This is a genomic window from Blautia glucerasea (genome assembly GCF_020537505.1).
Taxonomy (GTDB): Bacteria; Bacillota; Clostridia; order Lachnospirales; family Lachnospiraceae; genus Blautia_A.
Genome location: NZ_JAJBMO010000019.1, coordinates 1 through 20211, shown reverse-complemented (window position 1 = coordinate 20211; position 20211 = coordinate 1). Strand labels below are relative to the sequence as shown.

Below are 20211 nucleotides of genomic sequence, written 5' to 3'. Positions count from 1 at the left end.
ACTGTTCACTCTGTGCACAGTAACGTAAAAAATGCTTGATATTTTTTTTCATTAAGATTAAACTTGTATGAAATCATAATTTACATTGGAGGAATTCCCATGAGCATCAAGATCCCAATTGAAACCTCAGCCCGGCATATCCACATCTCCCAGGAAGATTTTCATTTTCTTTTCGGAGAGGATGCCCAGCTTCATTACATAAAAGAATTAAGCCAGCCTGGACAGTATCTCTGTCAGGAACGGCTCACGGTAAAAGGTCCAAAAGGCGAATATCAGAATATGGCCATCCTGGGTCCCTTCCGTAGGGAAACCCAGATTGAGCTTTCCCTCACAGACACCCGCAAAATCGGACTTCCCGGTCTGATCCGCCAGTCTGGTGATACCGCCGGTTCTCCGGGATGTACCCTTATCGGTCCCAAAGGCGAACTCACCATCTCCCATGGAGTGATCGTCGCTAAGCGCCACATCCACATGACACCTGCCGATGCAGTTACTCTTAAGGTAAAAGATAACGACGAAGTCTTTGTCCTCACCAAAAGCTTCGGCCGGGCCCTTATTTACGCAGATGTGGTTGTCCGTGTGGACTGGAGCTACCGTCTTGCCATGCATGTAGATACAGACGAGGCCAATGCTTTTTCCAATGAAAGGGAGCCTTATGGGGTAATTGTAAAATTCTTTGATGATAATTACAATACAGACAAATGGATTGAGGATGTATTGTCTGGAATCAACCGTTAGCTCTGGTACAGTGGAAAATTAAGTATCTGCTATATTGACGCAGTATATGAAAAGTGCTTCCTGCCCGAAACCGGGTGTGGAAGCACTTTTTACGTCACTGAATTCCAATTGTGGCAGATAACAGTTCCTGAAGGGAATTGGTAACCATAATTCCCGAGAAGTCTGTCTCTGCTGTCTGAGCCGCCTTCGCGCTGCCTGCTATTCCACCATCCTGGCTGCCAACCTCTGCTGCATCTCCATAAGACACCTGGCTGAATACACTTACATGCTGTCCAGCCTCAAACAGCTCCTGAAGGCTGTTTGCAACATAAAGGCTTCCCGGTGAAACAGTTCCATTTCCGGAAGGATCGATGGTAACCGTATCCATATCTCCTGAGGTAGACAGGTTCGCATTGATCAGATCCTGAAGATTATTGGCTACATCAATACCAGTAATAAACTGTGCTGTGGTGATCGCCTCACCGCTTCCTCGCATCTGTGCTACCTGATCTGCGTTCGGATAGAAGGATGGCTGACGGATATAGCGGAAGCTTGCACTGTAAGCCTCACCTACTGTAACACCATTCTTACCGGAAGAACAATGCACAACGATCCAGTCGCCTGCATCTGTCTTACCACAGATAATACCTACATGATTGGAGCTTCCAGCTTCCGGACCGCGCTGGAAAACAAGGTCTCCAGGCTGCGCATCTGCTTCGCTTACTACATTGGCTCTCTCCCACTGATCAGAAGTACCACTTCCAACCGCTGCGATCATAGCCTGATCCTGATATCCATTGATCACTGCCCAGGTAACAAAACCACTGCAGTCAAGGCCATATGCCCGCAAAGATCCGGTACTCTGACTTCCCTCTGCAGTAACCTGTTCAACAGCTCCCCATTCAGGATCCATTCCGATCACAGTAGATTTACCGCCCCAGAAATAACCAATCTTTCCCACAAGGGAATATGCAGCGGCAATCACATTTACACGCTCCTCTGATACATCTTCTCCCACACTCTGCCTTACAAAGCCCTTGGCAGCTGTAACTGTGGCACAGAGAAGCTCACAGTCTGTTTCCAGATATTTCTTAAGGATTCCTCTCTCTGACTTGGGAATCTTATTCTTCTTAATGTAATGATTAATATGGTAATTTCCATACGTAACCCTGCTGGAATCATTCTCATCACGGATAACCGGATTCATCTGGGCAAAAATAGCTGCAAGGTCATCTTTGCAGGAGGCATCCAGGGTATAAGAAGTAACTCCCTTAAGGCTCTGCTCATAAACATATACTGCCAGAATATCCTGCCAGTTGCGCACAAGAAGGGAATCTGCAGATGTGGTAACACCGCCTGTGGTGTCTGATACATCTGTAAGCTGATTCTGTTCCTTATACTCCTTCTCGATCTGATCCATAATATCTGCAAAATCATCCGAAAATGACAGCTGATAATTCTCCTGCAGGCTATTCAGATAAAATTCCTTACCTGCATGAAGATTGGATGCATAATAAACCGGCACACCGTTAATTGCCTGAATATCCGTTCCATCTGTAAAACCATTGGCCGGATCATCTGCTGCTTCTGACATATGGCTGATGGTCTTTTCCATATCCGTAAGCAGCTTATAGTTCGTAACAGCCGCCTTCTCTTCATCGGAAAAACTGTCATATGTCTTGCGAAGTTCTTCCACCTTGGTCTTCTTCGCATCATTAAACTCCAGCGCGTAAGCAGCATCAATCTCCTTGATCAGAGCCTCTACCTTCTGCTGGCTCTCTGTCGGCAAGACAGGAGTCACACTGGGATCCGGGGTATCACTTGGTTCTGGAGTGATACTTGGATCTGGGGTGTCACTTGGCTCCGGTGTCACACTTGGATCTGGGGTGTCACTTGGTTCCGGTGTCACGCTTGGATCTGGGGTGTCACTTGGTTCCGGTGTCACACTTGGTTCAGACGGATCTGGTGTTTCCGTAGGCTCTGCCGGCGCTTCTGTTGGCTCCGCCGGTTCTGACGGTGCTTCTGTTGGCTCCGAAGATGGCTCGTCTGCTTCTGCTGGAGCCTCCGAAACCGTAGGTGCAGTCTCGTCTGCTGTGGTCTTCCCCTGTGTCTCATCTGTCTGTATAACTGTTTCGGTTCCTGACAAGGATGCCTCGTCTGCGGCAAAAATTCCTACCGGACCATTCATGGACACGGCAGCTGCCATGGTGATACATAAACACTTTGTCAGATATTTATTCTTCATATTCAAAAGATGCTCCCTTCTATCTATGAACATCCCTTTACTCCCCTATATAAAGGTATGCATTCTTACCTCAAAGGCAGTTCGTATTAAATCATTAACATACATTATTGTAGCATAAACACCTGCTTAAATCAACCGTTACTGTCCACGATCTAAGCAGCAATAAGTTACGGTCCAGAACCTGGCCAGCAACTGCAGTCATTCCTCTGCCCCCTGCTTTTCAGAGCAAAAAAATACCAGTGCCGACTCCACAGATCTCATGCTGTGGTCTCCCGGCACTGGCTTCTCCTCATATCAGCATGCAGCCGGAAACAGAATATTCTCCCTGCCAAGCCGCCTTGCAGACAGCTGCAGGATTCCACGAATCACCTGTGAACAGGTTCTGAGAATATACTGAACATCCTCTGCGATATTGCGCTCCTTAAGAAGATATCTCTCATGAACCTTCCGAATATATTCTACAAGATCCTGAAAGCTCTCAAAATACACAGATGTAATAACCATCTGGCATGCAGCGCCGCTCTCTATGTAGCGCTTCAGGTGATTCTTAAGGTGCTTTTCGTATTTATTGTGCTCATACAGATTACCGGTAAAGTTCTTATTATGTGGAAAAGTAAAATAATCTGCCATATAATGCATGACTTCACCAAATCTACGCCAGTAAACGCGTTCCTTGCCTTCCTGGGGACTGCTGTTAATAAGCGCCTTCATCTTCTCCTGAATTTCCTCAAAGGTACCGAAGTACTCATGCTTCCTGGTCAGAAATGAGGGCTTGATATCTGGAAGGATATTTCCAAGGCAAAATGCCTTTCTGTGGGATTGCAGACTCTTATCAGCAGGCATCTGGTCTGCCAGATATCTGGCTACCAGTATATGGGATTTTTTACGCAACCGCTTCCTCTTCTTTCCTGTTCTTATCTATTGTAGCAAATAAGAAACACTAAACTGTAAAAAGCTTTTGTACATGCTTTTTGAATTATAGTTATCATAATTTAATATAGCAGAATGTTGCGTAAATTTCAAATGAACATTTCCTGATTTTCTGTGAATTATTTGTCATAAAATATGCAGATTGCACAATATTGAGCTAACTTTTATCAGTCTTATTAAACTCTTCTCGGCAGATTATCTTCTGTCATAAATTAAGCCGGTCTTGTTTTTTTCTGTCATATATTGTATGATTAAAAAGAATGAGATGGCAGGAAAGAAATCAGATTTTAATTACTGTTCTTTCGCCATCATGAAATCGCTACATAAAGGAGGAATTATATGCCTGGCCATAAACCTCGGACAAATAAGGGGCTGGCAGTGGCTGCAGTTCTCATGTGCCTGGCCTGCGGAGTTACATTTACCCAGTCTTCCGCATCCCACTCACCAATTGCTGACACCCAGACTCCTGATATGTTCGTAGCTGGAAATACAGATAATTCTCAGCTTCAATCAAATGGTGTGGCAGCTGAAACTACCAATACAGAGGGTGAGACTACACCCGGGGAAGCTGTTCCTACGGAAACGCCTGTTTATACACCTTCACCTGTCCCAGACACTTCTGACCAAGCGCAGGATACTTCTTTTGAAGTCTCTCCGGAAGCTTCCCAGGGTGTATGGACACCAGTCGACAGCAGCTGGTACTTCATGATAAATGGTGAGGGATACAAAGGCTGGCTCACAGATACAGATGGACATCGTTATTATTTCGATGAAAATGGTGTCATGCACACCGGTTGGCTTGAGCTTGATGGAAACCGCTATTATTTCAATGCAGACGGTGTTTTGCAGACTGGTCATATGACCATAGATGGTAAAATCTATCATTTTGGTGCTGACGGAGCCCAGCAGGGAGATCCTACGGCAGCAGATGACAGTTCTGACAAGGCACTGGTGTTCTATATGAATACTGCAGCAGCTTCTACAGCTGACAATCTCACAGCTTCTGTGGCAGATGCCAGGGCATCTGCCGCAGAAGCTGATGTTTCCTCTGGGGAAGATACTGCTTCTGACGGAACAGATAACTCCCAGGAAGCACCAGCACTCCAGACAACTCCCACGGTCACGCCTGAGCCTACCGCTACACCTAAGCCCAAGGGAATGATCGCCCTTACCTTCGATGACGGTCCCAGTGATTTTACCGACCGTCTTCTGGATTGTCTGGAAGCCAATAACGTAAAAGCCACTTTTTTCCTGGCCGGTCAGGAAGTGGAATATTTTCAGGAGCCAGTAACGCGTATGGAAGAGCTTGGATGCGAGCTTGGCAACCACTCTTATGATCATCCCGATCTTGCCACCCTTTCCGCAGATGATGTGTCAAGCCAGCTTTCCCGTACTGATCAGCTGATCAAGGATCTGACAGGTCATATTGCCACAGTTGTCCGCCCGCCTTACGGTTCTTTTAACGATACTGTAGCAGGTATCGCTGCAAGGCCATTGATCCTGTGGTCTGTAGACACCCTGGATTGGGAAACGCAGAATGTGGACGCCACAGTACAAAATGTAATGGACAATGCCGCCGACGGGCAGATCATCTTAATGCATGATATTTTCAAAGAATCGGTAGATGCAGCGGAGATTTTTATCCCACAGCTGCTTCAGGAGGGCTACCAGCTGGTAACGGTCAGTGAGCTGGCGGCTGCCAGGGGAATCGCACTGGAAAATGGAGTTTCTTACGGATCTTTTTCATAAATAACCAAAATAAGACCAGAAAACTAATTTACTGTGAATTGTAAATTTAGGTTTTCTGGTCTTTTCTTCTTTCTACATTATTCAGTTTTCTCTTCCAGAAGGCTACTGTGAACGTAGGCTGTAGTTCCTTCATAATCAATCTGAATCCAGTCTCCGCTTTCACCCTCTTTGACAACCTCTGTGCCGGCGGCAAGACCACCGATCACATCTGCATCACTGCTTGCTTCTGCGCGGACATTGCAGTCTTCTGTTACAACCAGTGTAGTTCCATCTGCTGTCTGGGTGGATCCTGCAACGTCATCCCCAAGCCCCTCAAGGAATGCGGCAAGTGCAGAATCTGCTTTCTGGGCGTCCTCGTACTGTTTCTGTACTTTGGACTTCAGTTCCTTAACATCATCATCCTGACGAAGAGAAACCTCATATTTCGTTATCTCGTCACTGTCACTATGGGCAGCGCCATCAATCTTCCAATTTCCGTCTGTGTCCTTTACTACATAGAACTCAGCAAGCGCAGGCACCTTTGCATCAATCCCCTGACAGATGTAGTAAAAACAGGAATATACTACATAGGAATCGTCATCAAGCCCCTTTTTTGTGTAGATATCACCTGCTTCATACCCTTCAATATACTTGGCATTGGTAATCTTAGACTCATCTGCTGGTGCAAGATTATCTACCAATGTACGTAATGTGGTAATATCTTTATCCCCCAGAGCCTTGTAATAGCTCTTGATCAATGAAGTAATCTCTTCATTTGCTGTTTCCATGGGATTGGCGTCTTTCTTCCCGTCAGTCTCCCCATCATTTGCCGGAGAAGAAGGAACATTTCCCTGGTCGTTGTCTGTTGTCTCCTGATTCTCGGCTGTATCCTTGCTGGAATCGCCCTTCCCGCTTCCCATAAATGCACGGACACCAAAAAACAGGACAACCACGATTAACAGAATCGCTCCGCCAAGCATAAAATAGCGAAGGTTATCTGATAACCATTCTCTGAAATTATCCAAGTTCTTGTCCTCCTTAATACAAAGCACCGGAACGCCCGATCGTTCCAGGCAATACACCTGAAGGGAATCGAACCCCCGCACATGGTACCGGAAACCACTGCTCTATCCACTGAGCTACAGGTGCATAAAAATTCGAGTGTTGAATTATCAATGTACAACCACTTCGACTTAAAAAGTATAGCACAATATCCACAAGATGTAAAGTTTTTTCTTTTGGTTGAATAGTTGTGCCTAATTGTGAAATAATGCTGATAATACCAGCTTCCAGATTCTGTTTATAGAATTTGTCCAACTGTTCAGTACCTTAACAGTTACACGCTTCGCGATGCACAGAAATCATGCCTTGCATGATTTCGCGTCGCAAGTCTTGCATAAATTCTCAATAATAAAAGCCCCATGATCTGCACAATACTGATCCATAGGTGTATGTTCTTTGCCTCTCCTCACACCTGCAAAATTCACATCAACAATAGACACTTTTTTCTGCAAAAGTGCTTCAAGCAATTCATTGGAAAGCTGAGGATGTTCTGTAAAATATTTTTTCGTTTCATATCCTTCTTCCTCAATAAATCCAGTATAAAAACATACAAACATATCATTTGTAACATTATTCATATCTATATCAGCAATGTCTATATCTCTATTTTTCGCTCTGCTGACATCAAATACTATTACCAGCTTCGTAAATCCCTTCCTTTCTCTTTTATATAAAAAAAAGGACCGCCCCAAACGTGGCAGTCCAGTTTCCTTATTCCCTGTGATTTTTCTTTTCAATATTTTTCCACTATATTGCCAATCACACGATTATGATTTTTCCACATACCTGCAAATCGACTTTTCAACCGGATACAAACCGCTCTCAATCCTTGGAAATGCGGGAAAAATCAGGTGTTCCGTACAGGTCATACGGGGTGCTCTGGTAAACGTAATAATTGAGCCAGTTGGTATACAGGTTATTGGCATGGGCTCTCCACAGCAGCAGCGGACCGTTTTCCGGATTGTTGTCGCGGTAGTAGTTTTCGGGCATTTCAATGGGGAGACCTTTTCCAAGGTCACGTTTATACTCACCATCCAGGGTGACACGGTCATATTCCGGATGCCCCATTACGAAAATCTTGCGGCCATCTTCTGCCATGGCAAGGAAAAGGCCAGCCTCGTCAGATTCAGCAAGAACAGTCAAGTCTTTGCAGGCATGTACATCCTCGATGGGTACTTCCGTATGTCTGGAATGAGGAGCAAGAAATACATCGTCGAAACCACGTACCAGTGGGATCTTGCGGTTCATTACTTTGTGCCAGAACAGGCCGAACATTTTCTTATCCAGCTTCCGTTTCTTAAGGCCATAGAAGTGGTAAAGTGCGGCCTGGGCCGCCCAGCAAAGGAAAATCGTAGAGGTTACATGTGTCTCGGACCAGTCCATGATCTGTGTTACCTCTTCCCAATAATCCACCTCTTCAAACTCCATCTGCTCTACCGGAGCTCCGGTGATAATCATTCCGTCGAATTTCTTATCCTTCAGTTCAGAGAAAGTCTGATAAAATTTATTCAGATGGCTCTTGGAAGTATTTTTTGCCTGATGGGACTCCACGGCCATGAAGCTCACATCCACCTGCAGCGGCGTATTCGAAAGGGAACGAAGAAGCTGCAGCTCGGTCTCTTCCTTCAACGGCATTAAATTCAAAATCAGAATGTAAATTGGACGGATATCCTGGTGCATAGCACGATTCTCGTCCATAACGAATAAGTTTTCTTTTTCCAGGATCTCCTTAACCGGGAGATCACTTTGTATTTTAATTGGCATTACCATTTCCTCCTGTATCTATAAGTACTTTTTCCATCACAGGATAAAGCACTTGATTTCATTTATAAAATCCACATAACAATCCTATTCTTAACGAAACTCTGTCAGACAAAAACAATGAAAAACAGCACTGTAAAACAAACGCACCCTACTTCTCCCCCGCCAGTTCCAGGAAATCCTCTTCCGAAAGAATTGGAATTCCAAGCTCCTGTGCCTTCTTGTTCTTGGATGAAGCAGACATCTTATCATTATTGATCAGGTAATCTGTCTTTTTCGTCACAGATCCGGTCACCTTTCCACCCCGGGCTTCAATAAATTCCTTTGCCTCAGAACGATTGGAAAAATGTTCCACGCTTCCTGTGATCACAAAGGTTTTTCCTGCAAATACCTGTTCTTCAGAAGTCTCCTCATGGATCAGATGAAGATGCCCAAGCAGATGATCCAGTTTCTTATTATTCTCTTCGCTGCTAAAATAATCTGCAAGACTTCCAGCGATCACCGGACCGATTCCCTCAATGGAACTGATTTCTTCCACATCCGCGTGACGGATTTTCTCAATGTCATCATCAAAATATTTGCAGATCACCTTTGCATTGGCAAGACCGATTCCTGTGATTCCAAGACTGTAGATCACCTTTGCAAGAGTGGTCTCCTTCGCCCTTTCAAGGCTTGCCATGAGATTATCGAAGGATTTCTGGCCAAAGCCCTCCATCTCCACGATCTGCTCCTTATATTTTCCAATCTCGAAAATATCCCCGAAATTATGGATAAATCCCATAGCAATAAATTTCTCTAAGGTTGCCTCGGAAAGTCCGTCAATGTTCATGGCATCCCGGCTGGTAAAAAGGCTGAAGGACTTGATCTTCTTGGCCACGCAGTCCGGGTTCATGCAATATAAAGTTTCCACGTCATTTTCCTGGCGGATACGTGCCTCATGGCCGCACACCGGGCATTTGTCCGGGATCACCAGATTGCCGCTTCTGGTTAAGTTCTCTGCAATCTGGGGAATGATCATATTCGCCTTGTAGACTTTAAGGGTATCCCCGATTCCCAACTGTAATTCCTTTACAATACTGATATTGTGTACACTGGCACGGCTTACTGTGGTACCCTCCAGCTCCACCGGCTCAAAAATTGCCACTGGATTGATCAGCCCGGTTCTGGAAGGGCTCCATTCCATATCCACTAGTTTGGTCTCCCGCATTTCATCTGCCCATTTAAAAGCAAAAGAATTTCTCGGAAACTTCGCCGTACTTCCCAAGGACTCTCCATAAGCAATATCATCATAGGTTACCACCAGCCCATCTGAAGGAAAATCATTGTTTATAATGGCAGTGGAAAAATAGTCCATAGCCTCATCCAGTGTTTCAGACGTAACCACTTTATATTCCACAACCTCGAAGCCCTGCTTTTTCAGCCACAGAAACTGCTGTTCCCTGGAATTGGAGAAATCCACATCCTGGGCGCTTACCAAGGCAAAGGCATAAAACCTCACATTTCGTTTCGCTGTGATCTCATTGTTCAGCTGACGCACAGAGCCGCTGCAAAGATTTCGGGGATTCTTATATTTCGCATCCGCATCTCCGATGGTCTCGTTGATCCGTTCAAACTCAGAATAAGTGATGATTGCTTCCCCACGAAGTACCAGCTGTCCCTTATAAGGAATGCGAAGGGGAATGTTCTTAAACACCCGGGCATTGTTGGTGATCACCTCGCCAACTACTCCGTTTCCCCTTGTGACTGCTTTTGCAAGCTCCCCATTCTCATAAGTAAGAACAATAGTCAATCCGTCCAGTTTCCAGGACAAAAGGCATTTGTGGCTTCCAATAAAATCACGGAGCACTTCCCTGTCCTTTGTCTTATCAAGGGACAGCATGGGGCTTGGATGCTCTTCCTTCGGAAGCTCATTGACTGCCTCGTATCCTACACGGATGGTAGGGCTATTTGTGAGTACGGTTCCGGTTTCTTTTTCCAGCTGCTCCAGCTGGTCGTACAGATCGTCGTACTCCTGATTGCTCATGATTTCCCTGTCTTCCTGGTAATAGGCTTTCGCGGCCTGGTCCAGTTTTTCTACCAGTTCCTTCATTCGCTGTAGAGAATTTTCCATGATGTCCTCCTGTTTTCCTGTTATGATTGCTGTAAGCAGTCTTTCCCTGTAAAGCAGGCTGCTGTTTTTTTAAACTATTTTCAGTAGAAGTATGCTGCTTCCTTTCTCCCACCGCCCCAACCTCTGATCTACCTCTATTAGGGGAATTGAAAAAGACAGATTTACCGCTTCTCATGGCTGCAGGCTGCTGAGAAGAACCTGAGATTCCTCGCTCCAGCTTCTCCCACTCTCCCCTGGTAGCTTCCCGGTACGCGCCCTCCTTCAGACCATCCAGCGTCAGCTCCATAATGCGCACACGCTTCAGGGTAAGCACCTGATAGCCCAGATACTCACACATCCGGCGGATCTGCCGGTTCAAGCCCTGGGTCAGAATAATTCGGAAAGAATTCCCGCCTGTTTTTTCCACAAAACAGGGGCGGGTAATAGTATCCAGAATGGGCACACCAGATGACATTTTTCTTACAAACCCACCATCGACAGGCTTATTCACGGTCACCAGATATTCCTTCTCATGATAGTTCCCCGCGCGCATGATCTTATTCACCAGGTCTCCCTGGTTTGTTAAAAGCAAAAGCCCTTCGGATTCTTTGTCAAGACGGCCAATTGGATAAATCCGCACCGGATAGTTCAGATATTCGGTGACCGTGGTCTCCTGGCGCTGCTTCTTAGTGCTGCATACAATGCCCCGGGGCTTATGAAACAAAAGTAGAACCTTCTTCTCCACCTTTTTCACTGGCTTGCCATCCACGAATACCACTGTATCTGCTGTAATCTTTTCTCCTGGTTCTGCCGTGTGGCCTTCCACAGTCACCCTTCCGTCCTGGATCAGGCTGTCCGCTTCCCGTCTTGAGCAGAATCCTGCTTCGCTTAAGTATTTGTTGATTCTAATTTTTTCGTCCATTTTTCCATTATATAGTTTTTCCCGGACAGATGCAAGGTAAACCTTCCCCAAAGAAAAGCCAAAGAAAAGCCAGAGCGAATTTCCCGGTAATCCTCTGCTCACACTCTGAGTTCTCTCACAGTTCTGCAAATATCACACAGTCAAATTCATTCTGGCTTCCATGCGTCTTCTTTTTTCAAGAAGAAACTGCCTTTATTCCGTTTTCAAATCCGAGAACTTCATTTTCACCACCAGCATAACGCCCATCATCAATGCCACTCCGATGATCAGGCACAGCGGGCTCTGGATAAAGCCAGCGAAAATATACGTTACAAATGATACAACTGCTGCCACAATTGCATAAGGCAGCTGAGTGGATACATGATTAACATGATCGCACTGAGCTCCTGCAGAGGCCATGATGGTTGTATCGGAAATCGGAGAACAGTGATCTCCGCACACAGCACCTGCCATACATGCAGAAATGGAAATGATCATCAGGTCACCTGGTGTATTTTCAAATACATGTACCACAATAGGAATCAAAATACCAAACGTTCCCCAGGAAGTTCCTGTGGCAAACGCAAGGAAGCATGCCACCAGAAAGATAATTGCCGGAAGCATATTCACCAGACCACTTGCAGATGATTTTACCAGTTCAGCAACAAATTCAGCAGCACCCAGGCTGTCTGTCATACTTTTTAAGGTCCACGCAAAAGTAAGGATCAGGATTGCAGGAACCATGGATTTGAAGCCTTCTGGGATACATGCCATACAGTCGCGGAAAGACAATACCCCTCGGATCATGTAAAGAAGAATTGTGATGACCAGACCAAAGAAACTTCCAAGCACCAGGCCAACGGAAGCATCGCTCTGGGAAAAAGCAGTTACAAAATCAGTGCCGCTGAAAAATCCTCCTGTATAGATCATGCCGATAACGCAGCAGATAACCAGTGAAAAAATCGGGATCAGAAGATCCATGACCTTTCCCCTTGGATTTACAGATCCCTCTCCTTCCCCCGCGGCATACGGACGGGAAGCAGTGGTAAACAGATCTCCTTTTAAGGCATTTGATTCATGCACACCCATAGCACCAAATTCTTCTTTCATCAAAACCATAGATACCATCATAACAATGGTAAGAAGGGCATAGTAGTTATATGGAATAGCTCTGACAAATACAGACATTCCATCTTCTCCCGGAACAAAACCGCTAACTGCAGCTGCCCAGGAAGAAATCGGTGCAATAATACAGATTGGTGCTGCTGTAGCGTCAATCAGATACGCCAGTTTTGCACGTGATACATTGTGCTGATCTGTGATCGGTCTCATAACACTACCTACAGTCAGGCAGTTAAAATAGTCATCAATAAAAATCAGAACACCAAGTAAAATAGTGACAAGCTCTGCTCCAACTCTTGTTTTGATATGCTTACCTGCCCAGCGCCCGAATGCAGCAGATCCTCCGGCTCTGTTCATCAGACAGACCATTGTTCCGAGAATTACCAGAAATACCAGAATACCTACATTACTGCTGGATGACAATACACTGATCATTCCTCCGGAAAAGATCTGGTTAACCGTTTTCTCAAAATTGCCACCGGAGTACAGAAGTGCTCCAACTAAAATTCCAAGAAACAGAGAACTGTAAACCTCCTTTGTGATCAGTGCCAGAACGATTGCCACAACAGGCGGTACCAACGACCAGAATGTGGCATACAGTGCTGGTGCTGTTTCCTCTTCAGCAGCTGCCAGAACCGTTACCGGACATGTCAGAACAAAAAGCATAACTGCCGCAAAGAGTACAGATAATTTTCTTCGATTGTACTTCATTTTTCTTTCCTCCCTTTTCACACAAAAAAGCCATGAATGCGATTCCCATCATGGGACACATTCATGGCATTTATTCTCTTCACAGGATCCATACCTTCGATAGCGCTCCACAACAGTGACAGTCTGCCGCATATTCTGCTTCAGCCCAGGATTCCACTCTCATGGCAAAGCAGAAAATCCTTCGGCGGTCTCCCCTTTCATTCCAGCCAATCTGCCAGGTGATTAAAGAGCAATGTCATAAACACTGTAATCCTCTTTACAGCAGAAACTACTGATGAAGCCCGCGCCTCTATCATAACTTCCCGTATTTATTTTTCACAAACTCACTGTATCAGCTTTTTCCTGCAAATGCAACCCTTTATTTCTTTTTCGTCGATTTTTTTGTTAAGTCTTTTTCAGACCTTTATAGCGAAAAATATTATAGGATTCCGTTTCTGCAATTTGTTCACAACCATTTTTTAACAGAAAAGCCTGTAATTCCTCATTTTTTAAAACAACTACAAATTTTGTTTTCGACTTTCCCAGTGCATTTCGAAACTTTTTCGGATGATCATAAATCTGATAATCAATCACATCCAAAATAGCTTTCTGGCGCTTATAGCGCCTGCTGTTTTCATCAAATTCCCCTGCTACTGTACTTCCTGCCCTGTAGATGCTTGCATTTCTGTCAATTGTCAGACGAAGCTGGGCATCATATTGCCTTACAACATTATTCAGACTTGCATCAAATACCACCCTCGGGCGTCCATCAGGATTGCTCATATTCTCATGCAGAATCTCACAAATTTCAATCAACTCATTGGGAACCTTGTAAATATTCTCTGCAAGTGCAAAATTCTTCACCACTTGGTTCAGCGGATTCCCGGAAACAATCAGAACACCAAGAACTGCAAGAACTGCAGCTGCTTTCAGCCATTTTTTCTTAAAAGCCGAAACAAAGGTTACTCCGTAATAGGCAATTGCCGGAATTACCGGCAGAATCCATATAAGCCGATAGTATTCATTTTCAAAATCCAGTCTGGCAATTACATATTTTACTACTATAGGATTGTATACAGTCAGAAAAAGGAAGGCGGTATATCCAATAAAAATCCTAGAGCTTTTTTTTCGCCCCCAGATCAAGGTGCATAACAATCCTATAGCAAAAAGAAGCGGATACCACCAGGACCCCCAGTACAGCTTCATACAAACCTTTACGAATTTCAGACCAAGCTCTTCAATTGTCACTCCTGCCATACGATTTCTCCTTTCTATGATGCGGCAAGCCTGATAAGACCAAGCTTACATGCAAAATAAACTGCCGCATATATACCGGAAGGAACCATGCAGAGAATGCAATAAGGTATTGCAGAAAATTTCCGGTTCATAAACATTACCGGTACCATCCCTGCCAGAATTGCTGCCGGGAAAATAATCGCAGATCCGGAAAAGGACAGTGCACTTGCAGCTGTGAGAAATAATATAAGCCAGACGGTCTTTTCGTCCTTTTTCTGATAAAACCACAGTGCACACATCAGAACTGCCGGGAACGCAATATTCGCCAGAATGGATTTTCCCTCATAGCTTCTTGTAAAAAAGAAGGTTCCTGCTGTATAAATAGTTCCGCAAAACAACTGAAGAACACAGACAAAAATCAACATCAGATCTGCTTTTTTTCTGTTTTCATCAAACAGGCGCTTTCCAATCTGGTAGATAATAAGATTGGAAACAATTACATTTACACAGGACATCACAATCTTTGCCTGAACAATGGGGTGGATTCCCAGAAGCTTACACCAGATTGCATTGTTCATTGGGTATGCTGATAAAATATAGCGCACCTGAAAACGCTTCAGAATACCGCCCCGAAACGGATCATACCGGCCCAAAGTATTCGTGTACACAGATGTGCTTACAGTTCCAACATAATAAGTGGCATCAACGGTGGTATCCTCATATAAAATCACGATCAGGCACTGAAGGAGAACCACAAAAACGACTGCCAGAAGCATAAGGGAATGGCGATTCCAAAGCTCCCCCACAAACAGTCTGACCGAATGAATCTTCTTTTGTTTTCCTGATGCAGCCTTTTTTCTGTTTCGTCCCAAAAGAAAACAGCCACCTGCCAACAGGATTATCAGAAGCACCACCCACAGGGCTGCTGCCCTGTTAAGCGGTACCCATAAAAGCGTCATTGGTACAACTGCCACTTCTAATACCGTAAAATATACCAGATATCCCAAAATCAGCTGCAGTGATATATCCTCTTTTAATTTTAATGCCTTTGACAAAAGCCTGCCTGCTGCAAAAAATATCGTCATTTCCAGAATAAATCCTATGCACGCAAGACAAACCTCTCTCATTTATGAATTTCTCCTTTTAACTGATTCTCCAGAACACCCATTGCCACCTTCTCCGGGGTGATTGGAAGCTCTCTCACCCGCACACCAGAAGCATTGTAAACAGCGTCCGCAATTGCAGGACAAGGTGTATCAATTACCAGCTCACCGATGGACTTGGCGCCAAAAGGACCGCTCTTTTCATAGCTGCTCTCAAACTCAACCCGGATATTTCCAATATCCTCACGGCTTGGGATTTTGTACTGCATGAAAGAATTTTCACGAATCTTACCTTCTTTGGAATACTGTACATTCTCCATAAGTGCCATACCGATTCCCTGGGCAACACCGCCCTCTGTCTGCACACGGGCAAGATTGGGGTTAATAGGAGTTCCGCAGTCTACAACTGCCACATAATCGATCAGATCAATATTTCCTGTCTCTTTGTCTATTTCCACCTCTGCTGCCCCAACCATATAAGGCGGCGGAGAAATCTGGGAAGAATAGGAGGCAGTCACCTGCATTTCCAGGGTATTTCCGCAGGTTCCCTTATAAGCAACCTCCTGAAGACTGACCTCTTTTTCCCCTGCGTAGACTTTCTTTCCATCAAAGTCTGCTTCCTCAGGACTTACACCCAGCATTTCAGCACCCAGCCGGATAATCCTCTTTTTCAGCTCATTGCAGGCGTTAATAACTGCATTGCCTGTAGCGTAAGTAGTGGCAGATGCATAAGAACCGGAATCATATGGAGAAACATCCGTATCCACACCAAATGCAACAATATTCTCAAATTCTGTTTCCAGACAGTCGGCTGCCATCTGGGAAAGAATGGTATCACAGCCTGTACCCATATCTGCACATCCAAGGGAAAGTGTATAGGATGCGTCCTCATTCAGCTTCAGGGTTGCGCCTCCCACGTCTACATTGGCAATAGAGGAGCCCTGCATCGCCATGGCAAGGCCTACACCGCGTACCTTTCCATTTCCCATATCACGGCATGGATATTTCTCATCCCAGCCGATCATCTCCTTGGCCCGGGCAAGGCAGCGATCCATCGTACAGCTTGCTGTATGAGTCAGGTTTCCATCATAGTCATACATTGGCTCGCCTTCAATTGGCATATTCAACTCACGGATCCTTGCAGGATCCATATTCATCTTATGGGCCAGCTCATTAACAGCGGATTCCACTGCATAAATTCCCTGTGTGGCACCATATCCACGATATGCACCGGATGCCTGCACGTTGGTGTAAACAACCTCATAGTCAAAAGCATAGGCTTCCAGATTCCGGTACAGGGCAATTGCCTTATGGCCTGTAAGTCCGATGGTTGTAGGACTGTGGTCTCCATATGCGCCAGCATTGGAAAGCGCCTCTACTTTAATTCCTCTTACGATTCCGTTCTCATCTGCGCCAACTTTTACATGTACTTCCATCTCATGACGGGGAGAAGCGCAGATTAAGGATTCGTAACGGCTGTAAACGATTTTGGATGGACGTCCTGTCATCCAGGTAACAATTGCCGGATAAATTTCACAGACCTCTGTCTGCTTAGCTCCAAAGCCGCCACCAATACGAGGCTTGATCACGCGGATCCTGGAGGATGGGATTCCAAGGGCATTTCCAAGAATTCGGCGAAGGTGGAACGGTACCTGTGTGGAGGAAACCACATTCAGCCTGCCGAAATAATCCTTGGTACAATATGTGCGGAAGGTCTCCATCATACACTGCTGATTGGCCTTTGTGTGATAAACTTCATCTACTGTATATTTGCATTCTGACAAAACCTTGTCAATATCTCCCATTTCCTCATGGCCTTTTGCTGCAAGGTTCCGCTTGTTATCTGCACCAACCGGGAACTTGGATTCCCAGTCTTCTTCCGGGTGAACCAGAACCGAATTATCCTTTGCTGTATGCATATCCAGAACCGGAGGTTCCACGCGGTATTTCACTTTAATGCGCTTCATGGCAAGGTCTACGGCAGCTTCTGTTTCTCCTGCCACAATTGCCACTGCATCCCCTATGAAACGAAGATGCTGATCCAGGATCATTCTGTCATATGGACTGAACTCCGGATAGGTCTGTCCGGCAGAGGCGAAACGTCTCTTTGGAACATCTTTCCAGGTAAGGATCAGTGCCATTCCTTCTACCTTCATGGCTATGTCCGTCTTGATTTCTTCCACCCAGGCATTGGCATAGGGACTCCTTAAAATCTTGATGATCAGGCAGTCCTTTGGTGCCAGGTCGTCTGTGTAGACTGGCTTTCCAGTCACCAGAGCCATGGCATCCTTTTTCTGCAAAGATTTATTTACATAGCTCATGCCTGCACCTCCTTCTCCTGGCTGTTTTCGTTCTTCTTATATTTCAGATATTTCAAGATACTTCTGGTCTGTCCCACAAAACCGGAACAGCGGCAAAGATTGCCGGCCAGATATTCCTTAATCTCTTCTTCAGTCGGATCTTCCAGTTCTTTTGTCATCGCAAGTACATTCATGATAAATCCCGGATTACAGAATCCGCACTGCTCTGCACCTTCATTGGCAAGAAAAGTTCCAAATTCTTCTGATTCTGCCTGAAGTCCCTCCATAGTGATGACCTTTTTGCCGTCAATACGTGCTGCAAGGACACTGCAGGACAGCATTGGTTTGTCATTTACCAAAACAGTGCAAAGACCGCAGTTGGCAGTTTCACAGCCTCTTTTTACACTGTAGCAGCCAAGGCTTCGAAGAAACTCCAGAAGCATGGTGTCAGGACTGATTTCCGCTTCCTTTTTGACTCCGTTCAGCCAGAAATTAATTTTCATCTGTCATACCTCCCACTGCTTCTAATGCTCTTCTTGTGAGAACCTTCACAAGAAGGGTTCTGTACTCTGCGCTGCCTCGCATGTTTCCAAAGGTAGGAACCTTCCGGGCTGCATAGTCTGCAAATTTCTGAACCGCTGTCTTCTTCTCTTCCACGGACATGGTTTCCAGACCTGCAAGAAGACCTTTTTCGTCTTCCAGAAGAAGTGCCTTCGCCGGACGGGCACCGTAAACTGCTCTCACACCATTCTCAGACAGCCTGATACAGCATGCCAGTACCGGGAAATCAGTCTTGCTATTACGCTGGCTTAAATAGACAACCTTCAACGGAGTTTTCTTTATAATAATGCGTACCAGAATATCTCTGTCTTTTGGCATTTTCACAAAATCAGAAAGACAGACTCTGCCGCCTTTAAAAAGTTCTACCTCCGTATCAAGTGCCAGAAGCATGGTGAGTACATCAGAAAAGCCAAAGCGTCCCCAGATACTTCCACCTACAGTAGCGCAATTGCGGAACTGTACGCCTACAATATGGCGCAGGCTTTCTCTTATGGCACCCTTCGTATATGTATGAAGTCCCTGATGGAGTTCCAGGTCCCGCAATGGGGTCATACAGCCGATCACAAATTCACTTTCTGTTTCTGTGATGGTATCCAGACCAAGCCCGGAAAGATCAATGGCTGTGGTTACAATACGGTTACCCATTTTCAACCACACCATGCCGCCAAGCACACAGGCAGTCCGCTTCTGGTTCAACTCATAAGCCTGTTCCAGAGATTCTGCTTTCACATAATTTTTTATTTTGAGCATATTCAATTCCTTTCTCATATTGTATCACTGTTCATCGTTTTCCAAATGCGCTTTTTACAGAGCGTGTTTGAAAAAGGCTTTCTGCAATCTGTACATGCAGTGAACAGCAATCGTATTGCTATTTTTAGTATAACAAGAAAGGGTTCAAATTTCCAGCGAAATGACGTATTCAGAATATTTTTTTATTTTGATTTTATGCAAATTATATAGATGTTTTCATACAATTGTGTTATAATGCTAAAAAGAACAGAAAATAGTTCTCATAAACTATTTTATAACAAAATTATTTACAAATCCACCACAAAAGGAGGCGCCGTTTATGAGTAACCGTGTTATAACAATCAATCGTATGTTTGGAAGTAACGGACGTATTATTGGAAAGGCTCTTGCAGAGGAACTGGGATTTAAGTTCTATGATAAGGAGCTGATCGAAATGGCCAGCAGGGAGAAGAATATTCCTTTTGATGAGTTTGCCAGAGTAGATGAGAGAAAAGCCAGCCAGTGGCTGTATCCGGTGGATTACGAGCTGCAGATGAATCCGGAGTACCATTTTGTTCCCATGAATGATGTGCTTTACGATCTGCAGAAGAAGATCATTTTGGAGGCAGCCGAAAAAGAGAATTGCGTGATTGTTGGGCGATGTGGCAATTATATCTTACAGGATAATAAGGATAAGCATCTGAGTCTGTTTATCTATGCTCCGTTTGAAGACCGTGTGAAGACGGTGATTGCACGTACCGGCCGGGAGGAAAAGAGTGTAAGGAAGCTGGTGAAACGTACGGATAAGGAACGCCGGGCTTATTATGAATATTTTACGGATACTAACTGGCTGGATATGCTGCAGTATGATCTGTGTATTAACAGCAGCAGGGTGACGAAGGAAGAGATTGTGGAGATGGTGAAGAAGCTGATCTAAAATGTATATTAAAGGCAGCCCCGTTTTTGGCGGGGCTGTGATTTTTTGCTATTTTGTGGGTTGAAAAGTTCGTCGAAGAGGGACGCATTCGGACAATGGG

16 protein-coding genes, 1 tRNA gene, 1 pseudogene and 1 riboswitch are annotated in these 20211 nt (G+C 45.0%); of the genes and pseudogenes, 4 read left to right on the top strand and 14 right to left on the bottom strand.

Annotated features, from left to right (window positions below; translation table 11 throughout):
- Positions 1-99: 99 nt before the first annotated feature.
- Positions 100-738 carry a PduL/EutD family phosphate acyltransferase gene (gene pduL / locus LIQ05_RS13840; RefSeq protein ID WP_226821490.1) on the top strand — a complete coding sequence of 213 codons (639 nt, stop codon included), beginning with the start codon at positions 100-102 and terminating at the stop codon, positions 736-738.
- Positions 739-832: 94 nt separating this feature from the next.
- Here the strand turns inward: pduL and LIQ05_RS20705 are convergent, their stop codons facing one another.
- Complete coding sequence (locus LIQ05_RS20705; protein ID WP_416386002.1) at positions 833-1630, bottom strand: NlpC/P60 family protein; 798 nt, start codon at positions 1628-1630, stop codon at positions 833-835.
- Positions 1631-2549: 919 nt separating this feature from the next.
- On the opposite strand from LIQ05_RS20705, the gene LIQ05_RS20700 reads away from it, so the two are divergent.
- Positions 2550-3080, top strand: coding sequence for a hypothetical protein (locus LIQ05_RS20700; RefSeq protein WP_416386001.1), 531 nt, complete (start codon positions 2550-2552; stop codon positions 3078-3080).
- A gap of 176 nt (positions 3081-3256) precedes the next feature.
- Here the strand turns inward: LIQ05_RS20700 and LIQ05_RS13825 are convergent, their stop codons facing one another.
- The gene (locus LIQ05_RS13825; protein ID WP_226821488.1) at positions 3257-3853 is read right to left on the bottom strand and encodes a zinc dependent phospholipase C family protein; all 597 of its coding nucleotides are present in this window, start codon (positions 3851-3853) and stop codon (positions 3257-3259) included.
- Positions 3854-4231: 378 nt separating this feature from the next.
- On the opposite strand from LIQ05_RS13825, the gene LIQ05_RS13820 reads away from it, so the two are divergent.
- Positions 4232-5641 (top strand): polysaccharide deacetylase family protein, encoded by a 1410-nt coding sequence (locus LIQ05_RS13820; protein WP_226821486.1) that lies wholly within the window; start codon positions 4232-4234, stop codon positions 5639-5641.
- Positions 5642-5718: 77 nt separating this feature from the next.
- Here LIQ05_RS13820 and LIQ05_RS13815 read toward each other — a convergent pair whose 3' ends face one another.
- The 12 genes and pseudogenes from LIQ05_RS13815 to LIQ05_RS13760 all read right to left on the bottom strand — a co-directional run bounded on the left by LIQ05_RS13815 (position 5719) and on the right by LIQ05_RS13760 (position 19195).
- On the bottom strand, positions 5719-6645 hold the full coding sequence (locus LIQ05_RS13815; protein ID WP_226821483.1) for an SH3 domain-containing protein: 927 nt from the start codon (positions 6643-6645) through the stop codon (positions 5719-5721).
- A 52-nt stretch (positions 6646-6697) separates the two neighbouring features.
- Positions 6698-6769 (bottom strand) — tRNA-Arg (locus LIQ05_RS13810).
- A 212-nt stretch (positions 6770-6981) separates the two neighbouring features.
- Positions 6982-7419 carry a cyclase gene (locus LIQ05_RS13805; protein ID WP_226821481.1) on the bottom strand — a complete coding sequence of 146 codons (438 nt, stop codon included), beginning with the start codon at positions 7417-7419 and terminating at the stop codon, positions 6982-6984.
- A gap of 85 nt (positions 7420-7504) precedes the next feature.
- Positions 7505-8446 carry a homoserine O-acetyltransferase MetA gene (metA, locus tag LIQ05_RS13800; protein WP_226821479.1) on the bottom strand — a complete coding sequence of 314 codons (942 nt, stop codon included), beginning with the start codon at positions 8444-8446 and terminating at the stop codon, positions 7505-7507.
- A 148-nt stretch (positions 8447-8594) separates the two neighbouring features.
- Entirely contained in the window at positions 8595-10553 is a 1959-nt protein-coding gene (ligA, locus tag LIQ05_RS13795; protein WP_226821477.1) for an NAD-dependent DNA ligase LigA, read from the bottom strand.
- Between the two features lie 190 nt (positions 10554-10743).
- A pseudogene (locus LIQ05_RS13790) lies at positions 10744-11454 on the bottom strand (pseudouridine synthase); the annotation flags it as partial.
- Between the two features lie 192 nt (positions 11455-11646).
- On the bottom strand, positions 11647-13266 hold the full coding sequence (locus tag LIQ05_RS13785) for a Na+/H+ antiporter NhaC family protein (protein ID WP_226821475.1): 1620 nt from the start codon (positions 13264-13266) through the stop codon (positions 11647-11649).
- 92 nt (positions 13267-13358) lie between these two features.
- Positions 13359-13566, bottom strand: a riboswitch (Lysine riboswitch).
- A gap of 84 nt (positions 13567-13650) precedes the next feature.
- The gene (locus LIQ05_RS13780) at positions 13651-14502 is read right to left on the bottom strand and encodes a hypothetical protein (protein WP_226821473.1); all 852 of its coding nucleotides are present in this window, start codon (positions 14500-14502) and stop codon (positions 13651-13653) included.
- A gap of 14 nt (positions 14503-14516) precedes the next feature.
- Positions 14517-15608 (bottom strand): DUF6077 domain-containing protein, encoded by a 1092-nt coding sequence (locus LIQ05_RS13775; RefSeq protein ID WP_226821471.1) that lies wholly within the window; start codon positions 15606-15608, stop codon positions 14517-14519.
- Positions 15605-17905 carry a xanthine dehydrogenase family protein molybdopterin-binding subunit gene (locus LIQ05_RS13770; RefSeq protein ID WP_226821469.1) on the bottom strand — a complete coding sequence of 767 codons (2301 nt, stop codon included), beginning with the start codon at positions 17903-17905 and terminating at the stop codon, positions 15605-15607. The genes LIQ05_RS13775 and LIQ05_RS13770 overlap by 4 nt, the downstream gene beginning before the upstream one ends.
- Entirely contained in the window at positions 17902-18387 is a 486-nt protein-coding gene (locus LIQ05_RS13765) for a (2Fe-2S)-binding protein (protein WP_226821467.1), read from the bottom strand. The genes LIQ05_RS13770 and LIQ05_RS13765 overlap by 4 nt, the downstream gene beginning before the upstream one ends.
- Positions 18377-19195: an FAD binding domain-containing protein gene (locus tag LIQ05_RS13760; RefSeq protein WP_226821465.1), complete on the bottom strand. Its 819-nt coding sequence runs from the start codon at positions 19193-19195 to the stop codon at positions 18377-18379. Before LIQ05_RS13760 ends, LIQ05_RS13765 begins: the two co-directional genes overlap by 11 nt.
- A 319-nt stretch (positions 19196-19514) precedes the next feature.
- Between LIQ05_RS13760 and LIQ05_RS13755 the strand changes: the two genes are divergently transcribed.
- Entirely contained in the window at positions 19515-20111 is a 597-nt protein-coding gene (locus tag LIQ05_RS13755; protein WP_173719024.1) for an AAA family ATPase, read from the top strand.
- The last annotated feature ends 100 nt before the right edge of the window (positions 20112-20211 follow it).

What these genes read in the sequence shown, in the direction of transcription:
- LIQ05_RS13780 (WP_226821473.1), bottom strand. Translation starts at nt 14,502, where the DNA reads ATGGCAGGAGTGACAATTGAAGAGCTTGGTCTGAAATTCGTAAAGGTT.
- LIQ05_RS13775 (WP_226821471.1), bottom strand. Translation starts at nt 15,608, where the DNA reads ATGAGAGAGGTTTGTCTTGCGTGCATAGGATTTATTCTGGAAATGACG.
- metA (WP_226821479.1), bottom strand. Translation starts at nt 8,446, where the DNA reads ATGCCAATTAAAATACAAAGTGATCTCCCGGTTAAGGAGATCCTGGAA.
- LIQ05_RS13765 (WP_226821467.1), bottom strand. Translation starts at nt 18,387, where the DNA reads ATGAAAATTAATTTCTGGCTGAACGGAGTCAAAAAGGAAGCGGAAATC.
- pduL (WP_226821490.1), top strand. Translation starts at nt 100, where the DNA reads ATGAGCATCAAGATCCCAATTGAAACCTCAGCCCGGCATATCCACATC.
- LIQ05_RS20705 (WP_416386002.1), bottom strand. Translation starts at nt 1,630, where the DNA reads ATGGATCCTGAATGGGGAGCTGTTGAACAGGTTACTGCAGAGGGAAGT.
- LIQ05_RS13820 (WP_226821486.1), top strand. Translation starts at nt 4,232, where the DNA reads ATGCCTGGCCATAAACCTCGGACAAATAAGGGGCTGGCAGTGGCTGCA.
- LIQ05_RS13770 (WP_226821469.1), bottom strand. Translation starts at nt 17,905, where the DNA reads ATGAGCTATGTAAATAAATCTTTGCAGAAAAAGGATGCCATGGCTCTG.
- ligA (WP_226821477.1), bottom strand. Translation starts at nt 10,553, where the DNA reads ATGGAAAATTCTCTACAGCGAATGAAGGAACTGGTAGAAAAACTGGAC.
- LIQ05_RS13785 (WP_226821475.1), bottom strand. Translation starts at nt 13,266, where the DNA reads ATGAAGTACAATCGAAGAAAATTATCTGTACTCTTTGCGGCAGTTATG.
- LIQ05_RS13755 (WP_173719024.1), top strand. Translation starts at nt 19,515, where the DNA reads ATGAGTAACCGTGTTATAACAATCAATCGTATGTTTGGAAGTAACGGA.
- LIQ05_RS13760 (WP_226821465.1), bottom strand. Translation starts at nt 19,195, where the DNA reads ATGCTCAAAATAAAAAATTATGTGAAAGCAGAATCTCTGGAACAGGCT.